At 70.3% G+C, this 17,946-nt stretch carries 8 protein-coding genes; all 8 read right to left on the bottom strand.

All coding sequences use genetic code 11. The features are described from left to right. Nucleotide 1: 1 nt before the first annotated feature. A complete protein-coding gene (locus EIZ45_RS13785) occupies nucleotides 2-9,682 on the bottom strand; it encodes a non-ribosomal peptide synthetase (protein ID WP_134663255.1) in 9,681 nt (3,226 codons plus the stop codon). Then, nucleotides 9,679-10,659, bottom strand: coding sequence for a 2,3-diaminopropionate biosynthesis protein SbnA (sbnA, locus tag EIZ45_RS13780; RefSeq protein ID WP_051728886.1), 981 nt, complete (start codon nucleotides 10,657-10,659; stop codon nucleotides 9,679-9,681). The genes EIZ45_RS13785 and sbnA overlap by 4 nt, the downstream gene beginning before the upstream one ends. Next, a complete protein-coding gene (locus EIZ45_RS13775) occupies nucleotides 10,650-11,858 on the bottom strand; it encodes an acyl-CoA dehydrogenase family protein (protein WP_134663256.1) in 1,209 nt (402 codons plus the stop codon). The genes sbnA and EIZ45_RS13775 overlap by 10 nt, the downstream gene beginning before the upstream one ends. After that, on the bottom strand, nucleotides 11,855-12,424 hold the full coding sequence (locus EIZ45_RS13770; protein WP_134663257.1) for a DUF2786 domain-containing protein: 570 nt from the start codon (nucleotides 12,422-12,424) through the stop codon (nucleotides 11,855-11,857). The genes EIZ45_RS13775 and EIZ45_RS13770 overlap by 4 nt, the downstream gene beginning before the upstream one ends. Then, on the bottom strand, nucleotides 12,417-12,695 hold the full coding sequence (locus tag EIZ45_RS13765; protein ID WP_134663258.1) for an acyl carrier protein: 279 nt from the start codon (nucleotides 12,693-12,695) through the stop codon (nucleotides 12,417-12,419). The genes EIZ45_RS13770 and EIZ45_RS13765 overlap by 8 nt, the downstream gene beginning before the upstream one ends. A 25-nt stretch (nucleotides 12,696-12,720) precedes the next feature. Then, nucleotides 12,721-14,397: an NAD(P)/FAD-dependent oxidoreductase gene (locus tag EIZ45_RS13760; protein ID WP_134663259.1), complete on the bottom strand. Its 1,677-nt coding sequence runs from the start codon at nucleotides 14,395-14,397 to the stop codon at nucleotides 12,721-12,723. A gap of 91 nt (nucleotides 14,398-14,488) precedes the next feature. Then, nucleotides 14,489-17,062, bottom strand: coding sequence for an ABC transporter permease (locus EIZ45_RS13755; protein WP_134663260.1), 2,574 nt, complete (start codon nucleotides 17,060-17,062; stop codon nucleotides 14,489-14,491). Beyond that, nucleotides 17,062-17,859 carry an ABC transporter ATP-binding protein gene (locus tag EIZ45_RS13750; protein ID WP_037812034.1) on the bottom strand — a complete coding sequence of 266 codons (798 nt, stop codon included), beginning with the start codon at nucleotides 17,857-17,859 and terminating at the stop codon, nucleotides 17,062-17,064. The genes EIZ45_RS13755 and EIZ45_RS13750 overlap by 1 nt, the downstream gene beginning before the upstream one ends. Nucleotides 17,860-17,946 lie beyond the last annotated feature (87 nt).

Raw genomic sequence — 17,946 nt, 5'->3', positions numbered from 1 at the left:
GTCACTGCGACTCCTCGTTGCTCGCCAGCGTTCCGGCCGTCGCGGTGCCGATCTCCGCCTGCGGCCCGGGATCCATCAGGTATTCGTGCCCGCACTCGATCCGGTGCGCCCGCACTGGACCGGACACGTGCGGCACCCAGCGGCCTGCTCGTTCGGCTACCTCGGCGTCGGTCAGGCCTTCGGCGGCGACGAACAGTTCCACTGCGCCGGTGAACCGCGTCGGGCGGTACCGGTGGGCTAGCGCGGCGTTGTTGTCCATCACGGCTAGGACGCGTGTCATGCGGTCCTCGCCGATGTCGGCCAGCCGGCTGTCTCCCTGCCGCAGCACGGCGATGACGTCGGCCGGGGTCAGCTCGATACCGGCTTCGGTGTCGTGGAAGCCGACGTGCTCCAGGAAGTCGACGAGCAGTTCGTGCCGAGACAGTGCGGCTTCGGTCCCGTCCTGCGGGTAACTGTCCAAGATGGACAGTGAGCCGACGGTTTCGCCTTCGGCCTCCAGGCGTACCGCGATCTCGAAGGCAAGCAGACCGCCGTAGGACCAGCCGAGCAGGTGGTACGGGCCGTGCGGCTGAAGGCGGCGGATGTGCTTCAGATAGTCCTCGGCGACCTGCTCGACCGAGTCCGGGAACTGTTCGGCCCCGCTGATTCCCGGCGATTGCAGCCCGTAGATCGGCCGGTCCGGCAGGTGCGCGGCCAGCCCGAGGTAAGGCAGGCTCAGGCCGAGTCCGGCGTGCAGGCAGAACAGCGGCGGCTTCGTTCCGGTCGGCCGGATCGGCAGCACCGGCGCGAACGGGTCCGGCAGGTCCGCCAGATCTGGTTCGGCTCGTTCGGTGAGTGCGGCTAGGCGTTCGATGCTGCCGTGGGTCAGGACGTCGGCGACCGTCAGCCGGAGTCCGGCTCGTCGAGCCAGCGCGACCAGGCGGACGGATTGCAGGCTGTTGCCGCCCAGTTCGAAGAACCCGGTCTGGACGTCGACGTCCGCGATGCCGAGGGTCTCCGCGAACGCGGTGCGCAGCAGTTCGACGGTTTCGCTGTCGTCCTGGCTGGTTTGCGCAGTGGGAGCAGGCAGGGCGGAGCGGTCCAGCGAACCGTCCGGAGCGACTGGGATGGTGTCCAGTTCCGCGAAGGCGGTCGGGATCAGGTAGTCAGGGAGTTCGGCGGCCAACGCTTCCCGCAGGGCTAGCGGGTCGACGCCGCGTTCCCATTGCGGGACAACATAGGCGATCAGCGCGTCGTTCTCGGCGATTACGACGGCTGCGGCGACCGAGGGTTGGCGATGCAGGGCCGCTTCGATCTGCCCGAGCGGGACCGCGAAGCCGCGGACCTGGGCCTCGCGAATCACTTCGACGGTTCCGTCCAAGCGGATGCGGGCGGGGAGACCGGTGGGTGCGTCAGCCAAGTACAGCTCTCCTCGGCCACCGCGAGGCACTGGCTGCCGACTCTGGTCGAGGACGTTGGCGTGACGGTGTGCGAACGGGCGTCCGTTGACTAGAGACAGCCAGCCGGAGGCCGCGGTGCCTTCGCAGTTGAGCGCTCCGTCGAGGAAGCTCTCGCCGAAGTTCACCACCCGGGTACCCGGTCGCAGCGCCAGCATTTTCGCGATGCTCGGGGTCAGGACCACGACGCTCGGGTCCACCGACGAGGCGAGTTCCGCGATCTCCGCGGCGGGAGCGACGGTCACCACCGCGCCGACGTGCAACGCGGCGAGCACGACCGGCAGGGCGAACTCGGTGTCCGGTGCCAGGAGACGGTCGCCGGCGGTGAGCGGCAATTCCTTCAGCAGAGCGGCGATGGTCGCGGCCAGGGCATCTCGGCTGAAGACCGCGTCGCCGCGATACGCCAGCTCCGCTCCGGACAGCGACACCTCCAGGTCGGTGTCGGCGAATCCGGACACGTCCGCAGGGATGGTGTACCGAGACGGCCCGCTCGTCGTCCAGGCCGCGCCAATGGCGAGGACGGCGAAGATCGCTGCCCAGCGGTCGCGGCCTGGCGGCAGGTCGACGGTCACCGTCTCCCCCGGACCCGCGCCCTGCGCCTGCAAAGCCCGAGCCAGCCGGTTGGCTTGCTCGCGCAGACCAATATCCCCCGGCACCAGCAAGCCGTCGGGAACCTCGAGAGCCGGTGCCGCTGGGGTGACTCGCTCGACTGGAGTGCGCAAGTCGATCCGGCTCAGCGGCTGCCCGGGGTCTTCGGCGGCGGCCGTCAGGAGGAGCGTCAGACGGTCGACGAGCAGCTGTGCGGTTTCCGCGGTGAACGCGTCGGCGTTGTATTCGAGCGTGCCTTCCAGACCGCGCTCGCCCTTGTGCTGGCCCAGCTGGAAGGTCAGGTCGAACTTGAACTTCTTGTGTGTCGGGGCGAGCATTTCCGGTCGCGCGGTCAGGCTGCCGAGGCTGACTTCGGACGGCGGGACGTCGTAGAAGGACAGCAGCACTCCGAACAGCGGCTGTCGCGACATCGACCTTGCCGGTTGCGTCGCCTCCAGCAACCGTTCGAACGGCAGGTCCTGGTGGGCGTAGGCGGCGAGGTCGGCGTCGCGGACTCGCGCGACCAGTTCGGTGAAGCGCGGGTCGCCGCTGGTGTCGGTGCGCAGGACGAGTGTGTTGACGAAGAAGCCGACGAGGTCGTGCACGGCTTCGTCCGGACGTCCGGCGACCAGGCTGCCCAGCGGGATGTCGGTTCCCGCGCCCAGGCGGGTGAGCAGCGTGGCCAGTGCGGCCTGGACGACCATGAACAGGCTCGCCCCTTGTTCGTGCGCGAGCCGTGCGAGGCTGCGGTGCACAGTCGAGGACAGCTCGAACTCGATGGTTCCGCCGTGGTAGCCGGCGGAAGCGCGGCGCGGCAGGTCGACCGGCAACGCCAGTTCCCCGGGAAGTCCCGCGAGCGCTTCCCGCCAGTGCTTCAGCAGGCGGGCGGATTCGCCGTCCTTGGTGTCGTCCAGCAGGGAGTGCTGCCAGACCGAGTAGTCCGCGTACTGGGCGGGCAATCCGGTCCACTGTGGACTGAAACCGGAAAGCCGTGCTTCGTAGGCGGTCGCGAGGTCGCGGGCGAGCACGTCGACGGACCAGGCGTCTCCGGCGATGTGGTGCAGCACCAGCAGGAGGACGTGGTCGCCATTCTGGTCGGGGCCGAACAGTTTGCTGCGCAACGGAAGGTCGAGGGCCAGGTCGAAGCCGCGGGCGACCTCCACGGCCAGCGCGGCGGCGAGGTCCTCGGGCATCGGTGCGGTGCGCAGCGACTCCCCCGCGTCCAGGACGCGCTGGAACGGGACGCCGTCGGTGTCGGGGAAGACGGTGCGCAGGATTTCGTGCCGTGCGGTCAGATCGTCGAGGGCTGCGGCGAGCGCCGAGCGGTCCAGCGCGCCGGAAAGCCGGACGGCGAGAGGGATGGTGTATCCGCCGTGGTCGCCTTCGAGCCGGTTCAGGAACCACATGCGCTGTTGTGCGTACGACAACGGCAGCGGATCGGGACGGTCCAGCTTGCGGAACGCCGCGCGTGCCTGGCCTGCCGACGCGAGCCGTCCGGCCAGCGCGGCCACGGTGCGTGCTTCGAACAGATCCCGCAGCGGCAGTTCGACGTTCAGTTCCGACCGGATCCGGCTGACCAGCGCGGTGGCGAGGAGGGAATGGCCGCCGAGTTCGAAGAAGTCGTCATCGATACCGGCTTCGGGCAACCCGAGCACCTCGGCGTAGAGCCAGGTCAGCTGTTCCTCGACCGGGGTGCGCGGGCTGCGTTTTTCTTGGCCGGTGAGGCTTTCCGGGGCGGGCAGCGCTTTGCGGTCGACCTTGCCGTGCGCGGTGAGCGGGAGCCGGCCGAGTACGACGATCGCGCTCGGCACCATGTACGCGGGCAGCAGCTCAGCCAGCTGAGCTTGCAGGTCCTCGGGACGGGCCGTTCCCGCGACGTAACCGACCAGGTGCCGGTTGGCCGCGTCGGAACCCTGCACGACGACTACCGCGTCGGTGACGGATTCCTGCGCCAGCAGACCGGCTTCGATCTCGCCCAGTTCGATGCGGTGTCCGCGGATCTTGACCTGGAAGTCGCGGCGTTCCACGAACTCCAGCGCGCCATCGGCCCGGCAGACCACGCGGTCGCCGGTCCGGTACATCCGGGTGCCCGGTTCGCCGAAGGGGTCGGCGACGAACACGGAGCCCGTCTTGCCCGGATCGCCCACGTAACCGCGGCCGACGACCAGGCCGCCGACGTACAGCTCGCCTGCGGCGCCGGGCGGGACCGGACGCAACTCGTCGCCCAGCACGTACAGCCGGGTGTTCCGCACCGGCAAACCGATCGGCACCCGCAGGCCCTGCGCATCGTCCACACTGGACAGAACTGCGTGCGTGACGTCGTCCGAGCACTCCGTCGGGCCGTAGGCGTTCACCATCGGGATGTCCGGGGAGTACCCGAACCAGCGCACGCACAGGTCCGGCGGCAACGCTTCGCCGGTCACGACCAGCCACCGCAGACCGGTCAGGTCCGGCGGGCTGCCCGCGTCCCAGAAGTCCAACGCGGCTCGCAACAGTGACGGCACGACTTCCAGCACCGACATGCCCAAGCCGAACAATGCGTCCGGATCCGCCGCGGTCTCGCGGCTGACGGCTCGGACTTGAGCGCCGACCAGCAGCGGGGCGAGCATCTGCCACACCGAGACGTCGAACGTCAGCGGCGCGTTCTGCACCAGCACGTCCGACGGCTTCAACGCCAGGTCTTCCACCTTGGCCAGCAGGTGGTTCACCATTCCGCGGCGAGACACCATCGCGCCCTTGGGGCGGCCCGTGGAACCGGAGGTGAAGATCAGGTACGCGACGTCGTCGTCCACACCGACGACCGGGGTCGGCTCGGTGTCGATGACGCCGTCCAGCTCGATGACCTCCACCGGCAGGTTCGCTGCGAGCTCCCGGAATTCCGGGGCCGCGATCACGCACGCCGCGCCGCTGTCCTCCACCAGGCCTTGCAGCCGGGCGAGCGGCACGGTCGGATCCAGCGGCACGTAAGCACCGCCTGCGCCCAGGACACCGAGAACCGCCGAGATGAAGCCGATCCCGGGACCGGCGAGCACGCCCGCTACCCGTCCCGGCGGCACCCGGCGAGAAAGAGCCGACGCCAAGCCGACCAGGTCCGCGTAGGTCACCGAACCGGAGTCGTCGACCACTGCGACCGCGTCTGGCTTCTGCGCACGCACCCGTTCGACCACGCCTGCACCGACCGGGCCGGTCGCGCCGAGCAGGAAGGTCTGTGTCGGTTCGGCCACCACGTCGATCCGGCCGAGCAGCCGGTCGGGATCGCCGAGCACCGTGTCGAGCAGCGCCCGGAACTGCTGCGCCAAATCGCGGACGCGGTCGTCGCCGAAGGCCTCGCGGAGGTAGTCGAAGCGGAAGACGAGCGAGGCGTGCGGTTCCACGACGAGGCTGAGCGGGTAGTGCCGGGAGTCGAGCGTGACCGCGTCGACTACGCGGACGTCCTCGCCGAGCATCACCAGCGGGCCGCCGTCGCCGGCGGGGACGTTCTCGAACACCACTGCGGTGTCGAAGAGTTCGCCGCTGTCCGGGATGGCCCCGCTCAGTTGCGCTTGCCCGATGTGCTGGTAGGACACCATGGCGGCTTGTTGCTGGCCCAGTTCGGCGAGCAGTTCGCGGACCGGGCGGGCCGGGTCGAGACGGGCCCGGACCGGCACGGTGTTCACGAACATGCCGACCATCGTTTCGACGCCCGGCAGTTCCGCGGGACGTCCGGAGGCCACCGCGCCGAAGACCACGTCCTGCTGCCCGGCCAAGCGGCCGACCAGAATCGCCCAGCAGGCTTGCACGATCGTGCTGACGGTCAGCTCATGTTCCCGTGCCCAGGCGTAGAGGTGCGCAGTGTCGCTTTCGGACAGTGCTAACTCGACAGTCGCGGGCAGGTTCGCGGCGGCGGGCAGGTCTGGTGCGACGCGAGTCGGGCCGGGCAGGCCGTCGAGCAGGTCCTGCCAGGCTTTCCGCCCGGCCTCCTCGTCCTGGCGGGACAGCCAGGCGAGGTAGTCGCGCATCTGCGGCACCTCGGGCAGCGCGGTCGTCGCGCCGCCCGCGTAGAGCTGGGCCAGTTCGTCGATGAGGATGGGGACCGACCAGCCGTCGGTGGCGATGTGGTGTGCGCTCCACAGGAACCGGTATCGCTCGGCCGCGACCCGGATCAGCGTGAAGCGGACCAGCGGCGGGTGCGCCAAATCGAAGCGCTGCAACCGGTCCTGGTCGACCAGTCGCTGCAGTTCCGCCTCGCGATCCTGCTCCGGCAGCACGGTCAGGTCGATTTCGGTCCACGGCAGCTCGACCGATTCGGCGACTAGCTGCACCGGTTCCCCGTTGCGGCGTCGCCGGAAATATCCGCGCAGGGCGGTGTGGCGGGTCAGCAGCGTGGCGCAGGCGTCTCGGACGGCTGCGGTGTCCAAGGGGCCTTCGAGGTCCGCGATCGCTTGCACGGCATAGAAATCGACGCCCTCGGCATCGAGTTCGGTGTGGAAAAGCATGCCCTGCTGCAACGGCGCGAGCGGAAGCACTTCCTCGACCGGCCCGGCCCGCAGCTCGTCAAGTTCTCCCGGTTCGAGTTCGACCAGTGCCGCAGCGGGTTCCGGAGCGACGTCGTCCCCGATCGGAACCGCGTTTTCCGCGATCGCCGCCGGGGTCCGGGCTTCCAGCAGGTCGCGCGGGGTGATGACCAGCCCGGCCTTGCGCGCGCGGCTGACCACCTGGATCGAGCTGACGCTGTCGCCGCCGAGCGCGAAGAAGTTGTCGTCGATGTAGACCTTCGGCACCGTCAGCACCTCGGCCAGCACGTCGCACAGGATGGCCTCGACGGCGTTGCGCGGCGACCGGCCGACCGCTTCGGCGGCGAAATCCGGCTCGGGCAGCGCGTCCCGGTCGACCTTGCCGTGGACGGTCAGCGGCATCGCGTCGAGCACGACCATCGCGGGCGGCACCAGGTAGTCCGGCAGCCGCTGCTGCAGTTCGCTGCGCACGGACGGGACGTCGACCGGCTCCGTGCCGACCAGGTACGCGGCGAGCCGTTTGGTCCCGGCGTCGTCGCGCACCACCACGACCGCGTCCGCGATCTCGGGCAGCTCGCGCAGGGTCGCCTCGATCTCGCCGAGTTCGATGCGGTGACCGCGGATCTTGACCTGGAAGTCGCGGCGCTCGATAAACTCCAGCGCCCCGTCCGCGCGGCGCACCACGCGGTCGCCGGTCCGGTACATCCGCGTGCCCGGCTCGCCGAACGGGTCCGCGACGAACACCGACCCCGTCTTGCCCGGATCGCCCACGTAACCGCGACCGACCACCAAACCGCCGACGTACAGTTCGCCAGCCGCACCGGCCGGGACCGGACGCAGTTCGTCGCTCAGCACGTACAGCCGGGTGTTCCGCACCGGAAGACCGATCGGCGTCCGCAGCCCACGCACATCGTCCACACTGGACAGAACCGCGTGCGTCACGTCGTCCGAGCACTCCGTCGGACCGTAGGCGTTCACCAGCGGGATCTGCGGGAAGTACCCGAACCACCGCACGCACAGGTCCGGCGGCAACGCCTCGCCTGTCACCACCAGCCACCGCAAACCGGCCAGCTCCGGCGGACCACCAGCATCCCAGAAGTCCAACGCCGCCCGGAGCAATGACGGAACAACTTCCAGCACCGACATGCCCAAGCCGAACAGCGTCTCCGGATCCGCCGCGATCTGCCGGTCCACCACGCGGACCTGACCGCCGACCACCAGCGGCGCGAGCATCTGCCACACCGACACGTCGAACGTCAGCGGCGCGTTCTGCACGACCACGTCCGACGCGCCCAGCCTGAGGTCTTCGACCTTCGCCAGCAGGTGGTTCATCATCCCGAGCCGCGAAACCATCGCGCCCTTCGGACGACCGGTCGAACCCGACGTGAAGATCACGTACGCGACGTCGTCGTCCTCGCCGACCACCGGTACCAACTCGGGGTCGACCGTGCCGTCCAGCTCCACGACGTCCACCGGCAGCTCTGCCGCAAGCTCCTGGAATTCCGGGGCCGCGAGCACGCAGGCCGCGCCGCTGTCCGCCACCAGGTCGCGCAACCGCGCCAACGGAAGCGTCGGATCCAGCGGCACGTAAGCACCACCGGCACCGAGCACGCCAAGAACCGCTGAGATGAAGCCACTCCCCGGTCCAGCGAGCACGCCGACCACGCGTCCGGTAGACAACCGCCGCGACAACGCCGAGGCCATCCCGACCAAGTCCGCATAGCTGACCGCACCAGCAGCATCGACCACCGCCACCGCGTCCGGAGCCTGCGCGCGCACTCGCTCCACCACGCCCGCACCCACCGGGCCACTGGCACCCAGCCCGGCGGCGAGCAGTTCCTCGCGCTCCCGCGCGTCGGCGACATCGATGCGGGCGAGCGGCGCGTCCGGATCGGCGCGCGCGAAGCGGTCCAAGAACCCGGCGAACCGGTGCAGGTGAGTGTCCACTCCGGACTCGTCGTAGAGGTCCGGATTTCCGTTGAGGTGCAGTTCGATCCCGCCGCCGGGCTCGTCGAGGACGGTGATCGACAGGTCGTTCGTGATCCCGGTCGACAGATTCCGCACCCGGGTCACGCAGTCGCCCAGCCGCAACCCGGGGTCCGCGGGCAGCACGTTGACGAAGGGCCCGCCGAACGGCCGCCGCTCGTCGCTGCGCACGCCGATGTCACGGCGGATCTGGTTGACGTGATACCGCTGGTGCTTCAGCGTGCGGGCGAGCTCCCGCGAAGCTTGCTTCAGCAGCAGCTGCGGCGTCATCGCGGGCGTGACCTGCATTTTCAATGGCAGGTAGTTCGCCATCATCCCCGGGATCGTCCGCGTCCGGACCCCCGCGCGGGCGGCGACCGGGACGGTCAGCATCAGGTCCTGGATCCCGGAAAGACGCTCGGTGTAGGCGGCCATCGCGGCGAGCAGGAAGGTCGGCAGGGTCACCCCGGCCTGTGCCACCGCCTTGCGCGCCGCGGCGGCCGCGTCGGCGGGCAGGGCGAGCGTGCGGCGAAGGAATCCGCGAGCAGGCGCGGGTTCCTTGCCGGACAGGCTGATCAGGTCGGGGACCGTGCTGAAGTGGCTGCTCCAGAACTCGCGGTCACGGCCGAGGTGCGTCGAGTTCTGGTAGGCGAGTTCGGACTCCAGCAGGTCCCGGAACGGCGGCAGCGGACGGCCCTCGGGCTCCTTGCCGGTCAGCACCGCCGTGTACAGCTCGCCCATCCGGCGGTGGCAGATCGCGGCGCTGAACCCGTCGCCCACCAGGTGGTGGGTGGTGAGATACCAGAACCGCCGGCGCGGGCCGAGCGTGAGCAGCGCGGCGCGGAACAGCGGGAAATCGCTGACCGAGAACGGCCGGGCCAGGTCCTCGTGCATCCACGCGAGCGCGGCCGCCTCGGGGTCCGGTTCGCCGGACAGGTCCAGGAAGCTGACCGGCAGTTCGGTCAGCGGCTCGACCACCTGGCGCGGTTCGCCGTCGACCTCGAAGAAGCGCGCGCGGAAGCATTCGGCCTCGTCGGTGAGCAGGCGGAACGCCTCGACGAACACCGGCACGTCCAGGTCGCCGGTGATGTCCAGGTAGTCGGCCATCGCGTAGGCGAGACCGCCTCCGGACAGCTGCTCGTCGAACCAGACGTCGGTCTGGGCCGTGGACAGGGGCAGGCTGGTCTCGACAGCGGTCATCGCGGCACCTCGGAAAGTCGGTCGGTGGTCTGCCCGGGCACGCGACCGAGCGCGTCGGCGGCCCAGTGGTCCCGGTAGACCGTGTCCAGGTAGTGGTCGCCCAGATCCGGGGAAATGGCCACGGCGGTCAGGTCGCGGTCCTCGCGGGCGAGCCAGGAAAGCGCTCCGGCGACGACGGTGCCGGTCGAGCCGCCGAACAGGAACCCGTGCCCCACCAGCGTCCGGCACATCTCCACGGTTTCGGTTTCCTCGACGTGCACCACGTCGTCCACCAAGGACTCGTCGAGCAGCGCCGGGCGGATCGCGGAGCCGAGCCCGGGAATCTGCCGCGGTCCGGGCGGGCCGCCGAAGCTCACCGAGCCGACGCTGTCCACCGCGACCACCCGGATCGACCGGCGCGCCTCGCGCAGGTACCGGGCGCAGCCCATCAGCGTCCCGGCCGTGCCGGTGCCGACGAACAGCACGTCGAGGCCGGGGAACATGCGCAGGATCTCCGGGCCGGTGGTCCGGTAGTGCGCGGTCCAGTTGCCCGGGTTGGTGTGCTGGTCGAGCCAGACGTAGTCCTCGTGCTCCGCGCAGAGGCTCTCCACCAGCCGCTGCCGCGCGCCGACCAGCCCGTCGACCGGATGCGGTTCGGTCAGCACGCGGACCTCGGCGCCGTAGTTCTGCATCAGCTGCCGCGCGGACAGCGTGCAGTGGTCGTCGGTCACGCAGATGAACCGGTAGCCGCGGCTGGCCGCCACCATCGCGAGCGCGACACCGATGTTTCCGGACGAGCTCTCGACGATCGTCTGCCCAGGGCGCAGCCTGCCGTCGCGTTCGGCGCGCTCGACGATCTCCAGCGCGGCCTTGAGCTTGATCGACCCGGCGAAGTTGAACCCCTCGCACTTGACGAACAGGTCGCGGCCGACGAACCGGCGCAGGTCGACGTAAAGATCCGGGACGGTGAACTCCTGAGGGGCGGATATCACCCGCACGGCAAACCTCCGCGGTTCAGCGCCGGGAACGACTCGCCCTGGCCGACTTTGCCGGCGAGCAGCCCGGTGAAGACGATGAGTTTCTGGATGTTCGCGGCGCCTTCCATGAATTCGACGCCGCGTGCGTCGCGAATCAGCTTGTCCAGCAAGGGATGCGTCCAGCGCGCGCCCGGCCCGAAGAACCGGCAGGCCGCCCTGGTCGCGTCCTCGGCGAGCCTGCTCGCTTCGGCTTTGGCGGACGAGGCGAGGTGCCCGCCGCGGCTGCCGCCCGCGTCCACCTCCATCGCCGCGAGCTGCACCAGGTTCCGGACGCTCTCGATCCGGTAGCCAAGCTGGTCCCATTCGGCCGCCGCGCCGCCGGTGAGCAGGCCGCCTTCGGTCCGGACGTACTCGTGCGCCGCTCGCGCGATGCCGATGGCGATCGCCGCGACGCCGGGGCGGAGGCGGTTGAACGTCAGCGTGGCGGCCCACATCCCGCGCCTGGCCGGGGAAAGATGGCGGCCCAGGACCCGGTTCGCGGGGATCCGCACGTTGTCGAACTCGAGGGCGCAGAATCGTGCGCCGCGCAATCCGAGCATGCCCAGCGGTTCGGCGTGGAAGCCGGGGGAAGCGGTGTCCACGAGGACCGCCCGGACGCCGAGCGGGCCGGGCGCGGTGCGGGCGAAGACGACGCCCATGCCTGCGCGGGAAGCGTTGCCGACATACCGTTTCCGGCCGTTCAGCACGAAGTCGCCGTCCGGTCCCGGAGTCAGGCTCGTGGTCAGCGCGTTCGCGTCGGAACCGGCGTCCGGTTCGGTGAGCGCGAAGAAAGTCCACGTTGGACGGTCGACGAGCCTGCCGTAGAACCAGGCTTTCTGCTCGTCGTCGCCGAGAACGTCGAGCAGCACGCCGGACATGGACGCGCCCGGTGCGGCGAGCGTCGCGCCCGCGTCGCCCCGGGCGAACTCCTCCAGCAGCACCGTCCGTTCCAGCGCGGTCATCCCGTGGAACCGGTGCCCGGCGACGTTGATGCCCTCCGAGCCGTACTCCCCCGGGACCAGCAGCTGCGCCATGCAGCGCACCGCGGGCAGGTCAGCGAACTGGTCGACGGCCTCGGGATCGCGGTCTAGCACCGCACCGGCGGCACGCAGGCCGGTCGCCCACTCGGCGGCGAGCTCTCGCAGCGCCAGCAAGGGTTCGGTCAGCACAGTGCCCGTCACGTCGTCCCCTCGGCCATTTCGTGGACGCTCGCGAGCAGCTCCGAGACGTCGGCGACCTCACCCGGTCCACCGGCCAGGAAACCCTTCGCCCCCAGCAAGCCGAGCAGTTTCCGGTCCACATCGGACAGCAAGTGGTGCAGATACCGCACCCGCGCGGGAGCCAGCGTCCCGCCCGCGGCCAGCAGATCCGCTTCGACCGAGAGCTGGCCGTTGAGCGCCGTGGCGAGGCAGTCCTGGATCATCTGCTTGCGCAGCAACGACTCTTCCCCCGAACGCCGCTCGCCCAAGTACCGGAGACACTCGTCGAGCAGCGCCTGGGAAAGCCCCAGCCGCACCCACACCAGGTCCGGCCCCGCGGGCGCGCCCGGCAGTCCCCGGGCGAACGCGACCGCGCCGCCGGGAAGATCGGCTTCCCGCAGGATCTCCGTCCCGGCGGGCAGTTCTCCCGCCGGGACGGCCGCGATCGCGGTGTTCCGGGGCCCCGTCCGCAGCAGCTTGAGTGCGGGCGCGACGCCCTGCTCCCGGGCGACGCGGCGGCACTCCTGCCACGACGCCTGGTCAGGCACGGATTTCCGCGATGACGAACGCGGCGAGCGAACGCACCGATTCGAAGTGCTGCATCTCCAGGTTCTCGGTGTCGAACTCGATGCCGAACGTGTCCTCGAGCTGCATCAGCAGTTCCAGCACGCCGGTCGAGTCGAGGCCGGCGTCGGACAGCCGGGTGTCCTCCGACAGGTCGGCGACGTCGCGTTCGAGCACCGCGCCCAGCGCGCCGGTGATGCCCTCGACGACCCGGTCCTCCGTCAAGGTCTGCGTGGTCTGGGTTGTCTCAGTCATGGCTCTCCTTCTCCTTACACGGGGTTCAGCGCGCCGTCGGAGCGAATCCGCGGGCGTCGCGGCGGGCCTGGCCGCGGGAAATCCGCAGCGGATCCCAGTCGTGGCCGCGTTCGGGCAACAGGGCGCGGTCGGCGAAGACCGCGCCGTCGTAGGCTTCGGCCAGCACCGGCCGGTCGAGAATCGCTTCGGCGCATTGCGCACCGCCGACCGCGGCTCCGACGACTCCCCCGCCGTGGACGTCCTGTCCGGCGACGAACAGTCCTTCCACCGCGGTCCGCACGTCCGGGCGCCGTCCGTGCGGGCCCCAGGACTGCAGTCCGTACGCGGCTCCGCCGGTGGCGAGCGTGTAGCGCTCCTGCGTGAGCGGGGTAGCGGATTCGAGGTAGACGATGCGGTCCCGGAACGGGCCGAGCACCTCTTCGGCGCGGTCGAGCAGACAGGCGGCGAGTTTCTCTTTGGCCGCGCGGTATTCGGCGACGCGTCGGTAGCGGAGCCCGGACGCCGGTCCATCGGTGACGCCCCACGGCGCGTAGCCGGGCGGGCACGCGGTCATGATCTGGAGGTTCGTGTGTCCGGGCGGGCAGACCGCGGTGTTGCCGGGATCCTTGTGCGACGCGGACGAGATGAACACGAACGGCAGCTCGTCGAACTGACCCGCTTCCGTTCGGGCGTAAGCACGTTCGACGTCACCGCTCGGCCAGTACCAGATGTTGGCCTCGGACGCTTCGGGCAGTTCCGCGGCCACCACCGCATAACTGGTGACCAGCGGCAGCCGCATGACCGCGTCTTCGGTTCGCCGGACGACGCCTTCGGGGAAGTTTTCCCGGCCGCCGCACAACTCCAGCACGGTGCGCCGATAGTCCGCATTGGACACGACAAGCGGCGCGCGCAGCACGTCTCCGTCAGTCAGCTCCACGCCGGCCGCGCGACCGTCCTCGATCAGGATCCGCGCGGCGCGGGCTTTGGTGCGCAGCTGGCCACCGTGCGCTTCGAGCTGTTCCACCAGCGCGGCCGCCAGCATCTGCCCGCCGCCGACCGGGTAGTACGCGCCGCCGGTCAGGTAATCGTCGAGCATGCGAATGTGCGCCGCGACAACGGTGTTCGCGGGCGAGGAGGCGTAGTTGCCGGACTGCGCGGCCAGCACCGTGCGAGCGGCCGCGGACAGTCCACAATGGTCGAACAGGCGGCTCAGGCTGCGCCGGCTCCAGCGCACCACCGCGGGCGAACCGCCCAAGACCGGCCGGGCGCTCGCCGAGTACCGGGCCGACGCGGCGATCTCGCCGCAGATCGCCAGGTACTCCTGAAGCGCGGCGGCCTCCGCGGGAAAGGTCTCGAGCAGCCGGTCCCCGTACCGGGACCAGCCTTCCGGCACGTCGAAACGCACGCCCGGCAGCACGATCCGGTCGAAGCCGTCCGGGTCGAGCCTGCGGAACCGCACCCGGTCGCCGACGCCGAGCCCGGCCAGCAGCGACGGGAGCAGCCCGCCGGGCCCGCAGTCGCCGAGGTAGTGCACGCCGATGTCGAACTCGTAGGAGCGCCGCCGCCGGAACATGTGGCAGTTGCCGCCCGCGACGTCGTGCTGTTCGAGCACCAGGACCCGGCGGCCGAAGGCGGCGAGGTAGCCGGCGCAGACGAGGCCGCCGATCCCGGACCCGATCACGATCGCGTCCCAGGAAGGGCTTCCCGCCTCGTTCGGACTCATGCCGGTGACGCTACGGCGGGGCGGTGACCCCGGGCTGACCGCGCGCTGACAGCTGGGGGCAGTCAGCGGCGGGCGGCCGCCCAGGGGTCACCTATTCAGGAGAGAGCATGGCGATCGAGGTCTTGCCGCGCACCGCGAGCCACGTCGGGAAGAGCGTGGCGACCATGCTTACCACGACCGCGAGCACGACCACCACCCCATAAATCCACAATGGACCATACGGCAGCCAGCTGTCGGACACCGCCTGGCTGAACGGGACCAGCATCGCGAGCGAGACGACGGTGCCGAGAACCACGCCGATGATCGCGACGACGATCCCCTCCACGGCCATCACGCCGAGCACCTGGCCCCGGCTCGACCCGGCCAGCCGTTGCAGGCCGAACTCGCGCCGCCGGTGCGCGGTCGAGAGCACGAGCGTGTTCACCACCGAGATCGCCGCGTAGAGCAGGATCATGCCGACCACGAGGTAGTTGACCCAGGCGTTCGCTTCCTGCTCCTGCACGAACTTGGCGGTGAGCGTGTCCCGGTTCGCGACCTGCACGCCGGGCGAGGACTGCGCCAGCCCGTCGAGCGTGCTCATCAGCTGGGAGACGCTCGTGCCCGCCGCCGCGGTGACGAGCACCTGCGACGCGATCCCGTCGGTCGTGTGCGGAGCCAGCGTGCCCGCGGGCAGCAACGCCGTCGCGAACTCCGCCGCCGAGCGCAGCGTCGCCACCACGCGCAACCGCACCTGCGCACCGTCGCCGAGCCGCAGGCTGATCTCGTCGCCGACCTTGACGTGCAGCCGGGTCGCGTTGTCGACCGGGAGCGCGATGGTGTTGCCCTGCAACGCATCCAGCGAACCGGTCGCGACCTCGGACGCCCGGGTCTTCGCGACCGCGTCACCGGTGACCCCGGTCAGCGCCAGCCCGTCCTCGTCCTGGCTCGAGTCCGACGGCTTCTCGTTGTAGCCCTTGCTGGTCACGTACGCCGAAGCGGTGCCGACCCCGGGCAGCGCCCGGACCTTGTCGAGCAACCCGGTGCCGACGTCGCCGGTCGACGAAGTGACGACCGCGTCCGCCGAAAGGTTCGACGCGTACTTCTGCTTCGCCGATTCCACCTGCGTGGTCTGGAAGTAGAGCATGAACACGGCCAGCGTCGTGGCGAGCATGACCGGCACGACCGCACCGGACATCGGCAGCCAGCGCACCCGGGCGTTGGCCATCGCGAGATAGCCGGACAGCCCGCTCACCGCCCGCACCGGAACCCGCAGCACCGCGACCATCACCCGGGTGATCCCCGGCGCGAAGAGCGCGACCGCCGCCGCGACTAGCGTGACCGCCGGTCCGGCCGTACTGGCGGCGAGCGGTCCGTCCATCACGGTGATCGTCAGGTACGCGAGCGCCACGCCGCCGATCAGGCTGCCAATGCCCCACCACAGCCGGAACGACGTCAGCCAGCGCTTCGGCGAGACCAGTTCCTGCATCGCCTCCACCGGACGCGTCCGCCCGGCGTACCGTGCCGCGACGAATCCCGCGCCCCACGCGGACAGCAGGCCCACGAGAACGCCGGCGGCGGTCGGAATCCAGTCCTGGTGATACGCCAGCACCGGTTCGAAGACGCCGAACCCGGACAGCCGGTCGAACAGCCAGTTCCCGAGCAGTTCGCCGGGGAAAGCGGCCAGCACGGTCGCGAGGATCCCGATCACCATCGACTCCGCGGTGATCATCCGGCTCACCTGTTTGGGCGTCGCGCCGACCGCACGCAGCAACGCGACCTCGCGCCGCCGCTGCTGCACCGACAGACCCAGCGTGCTGGCCACCACGAACAACGCGACCTGCACGGCCAGCCCGCCGAACACCGCGGCCAGGATCACCAGGATTTCGCCGCCGTCGCTCGCCTGCGCGAACTCGGCCGTCCCGCGCGCTACTCCGGTCAGCGCGACCGCGTGCTGGTCGCGGACCACGTTCGCGATCTGGGTGCTCAGCGCGGCCGGATCCGTGCCTGCGGCGGGAAGCACGCCGAACGCGTCGACCTGACCGGTCGCGGGTGTCAGCGCAAGGGCGTCTTCGTGGGAGAAGAACACCGCGTCGGACGCTATTTTCCCGCCCGCGACAGCGATTCCGACCACCTGGAAGGACCGGACCCCGCCGCGCACGGCGATCTGCACCGAACCGCCCGAGGCGACCCCGGTGGCCGCGGCCGTCGACTGGTCGAGCACGACTTCGCCGCTGCGCTGCGGTGCCCGCCCGTCGGTCAGCGAATACGGGGCCAGCTCGGCGGTCGCCCAGTCGTGCCCCAACGCGGTGCCGCGCACCAGTTTCACGTCGGGATCCGCGGGCAGCGTCGCCGGGATCGACACGTCGGGAACGACCTTCGCGACGCCCGGAACGGCCGCGATCTTCGCCCCGAGTGACGCGTCGAGGCGCACCCGTTCGGGCAGGGTCGCGGATTCGTGGTCCTCGTCCTCGGTGCCCGGGTTCGTCGGCGGGAGGTTGTAGTGCTGGTCGCCCGCGACGACCACCGGGGCCTCGGCGAGCCGCTGCGGCGGCACCCGCGGCGAGATCCCGGTCTGCATGAGGCCGCCGCACGCCATCACGATGGCGGTTCCTACGAGCAGCGCGACGAACGTCGCGGTGAATCCGGCCTTGCGGAACCGGAGGGTGCTCAGGGCAAGGCGCAGCATCAGCGCACCGTCCCGACGGTGTTCCGGCCGTCGCGGCCGAGCCGCGTCGTGCGTGCGCTCAACGCGGTCAGGCCGCGCGCGACCTCGTCCACGGTCGGTTCGTGCAACTCGCCGGCGAACTGCCCGTCGGCGAGGAACAGCACCCGGTCGGCGTAGGAGGCGGCGACCGGATCGTGCGTCACCATCACGATGGTCTGCCCTTCGGCCCGCACCGCGGCGCGCAGCAGGTCCAGGATCTCGCTCGCGGACGTCGTGTCCAGCGCGCCGGTCGGCTCGTCGGCGAAGGTCACGTGCGGACGGCTGACCAGCGCGCGGGCGATCGCCACGCGCTGCTGTTGGCCGCCGGACAATTCACCGGGGCGGTGCCCGCGCCGTCCGCCGAGCCCGACCTGCTCGATGATCCGGTTCACCAGCGCCGGATCGGCCTTCTTCCCCGCCAGCCGCAGCGGAAGCGTGACGTTGTCGACCACGTCGAGCGACGGCAGCAGGTTGAACTGCTGGAAAATGAATCCGATGTGGTCGCGGCGCATCCGGGTCAGCTGCGCCTCGTCGAGCCGGCCGAGATCCTGGTCGGCCAGCACGACCGTGCCCGAATCCGGCTGGTCGAGCCCGGCCGCGCAGTGCAGCAGCGTGCTCTTGCCCGAACCGGACGGTCCCATCACCGCGGTGAAACTGCCGCGGGCGAACGAAACCGAGATCCCGTCGAGTGCGACGACGCGGGCCCGGTTCCCTCCGTAGAACTTGGTGACGGAGCGGAGCGTCACCGCATCCGTGCTTGGCTGTCCGGACTGGTACATCGGTCACTCTCCCAGGCGCGTCGGGTACAGAAGAAACCTACGAGCGGCAAGGGCGGATTCCGATGGTGCTAACTCTTCGATCCGGAC

It is taken from the genome of Amycolatopsis sp. CFH S0740, from assembly GCF_004522315.1.
In the GTDB taxonomy this organism is placed as follows: domain Bacteria; phylum Actinomycetota; class Actinomycetes; order Mycobacteriales; family Pseudonocardiaceae; genus Amycolatopsis; species Amycolatopsis nivea.
The sequence above is the reverse complement of the archived record's forward strand: the minus strand, read 5'-3'. Positions and strand labels throughout refer to the sequence as shown.

What these genes read in the sequence shown, in the direction of transcription:
- EIZ45_RS13785 (WP_134663255.1), bottom strand. Translation starts at nt 9,682, where the DNA reads ATGACCGCTGTCGAGACCAGCCTGCCCCTGTCCACGGCCCAGACCGAC.
- EIZ45_RS13765 (WP_134663258.1), bottom strand. Translation starts at nt 12,695, where the DNA reads ATGACTGAGACAACCCAGACCACGCAGACCTTGACGGAGGACCGGGTC.
- EIZ45_RS13760 (WP_134663259.1), bottom strand. Translation starts at nt 14,397, where the DNA reads ATGAGTCCGAACGAGGCGGGAAGCCCTTCCTGGGACGCGATCGTGATC.
- EIZ45_RS13755 (WP_134663260.1), bottom strand. Translation starts at nt 17,062, where the DNA reads ATGCTGCGCCTTGCCCTGAGCACCCTCCGGTTCCGCAAGGCCGGATTC.
- EIZ45_RS13750 (WP_037812034.1), bottom strand. Translation starts at nt 17,859, where the DNA reads ATGTACCAGTCCGGACAGCCAAGCACGGATGCGGTGACGCTCCGCTCC.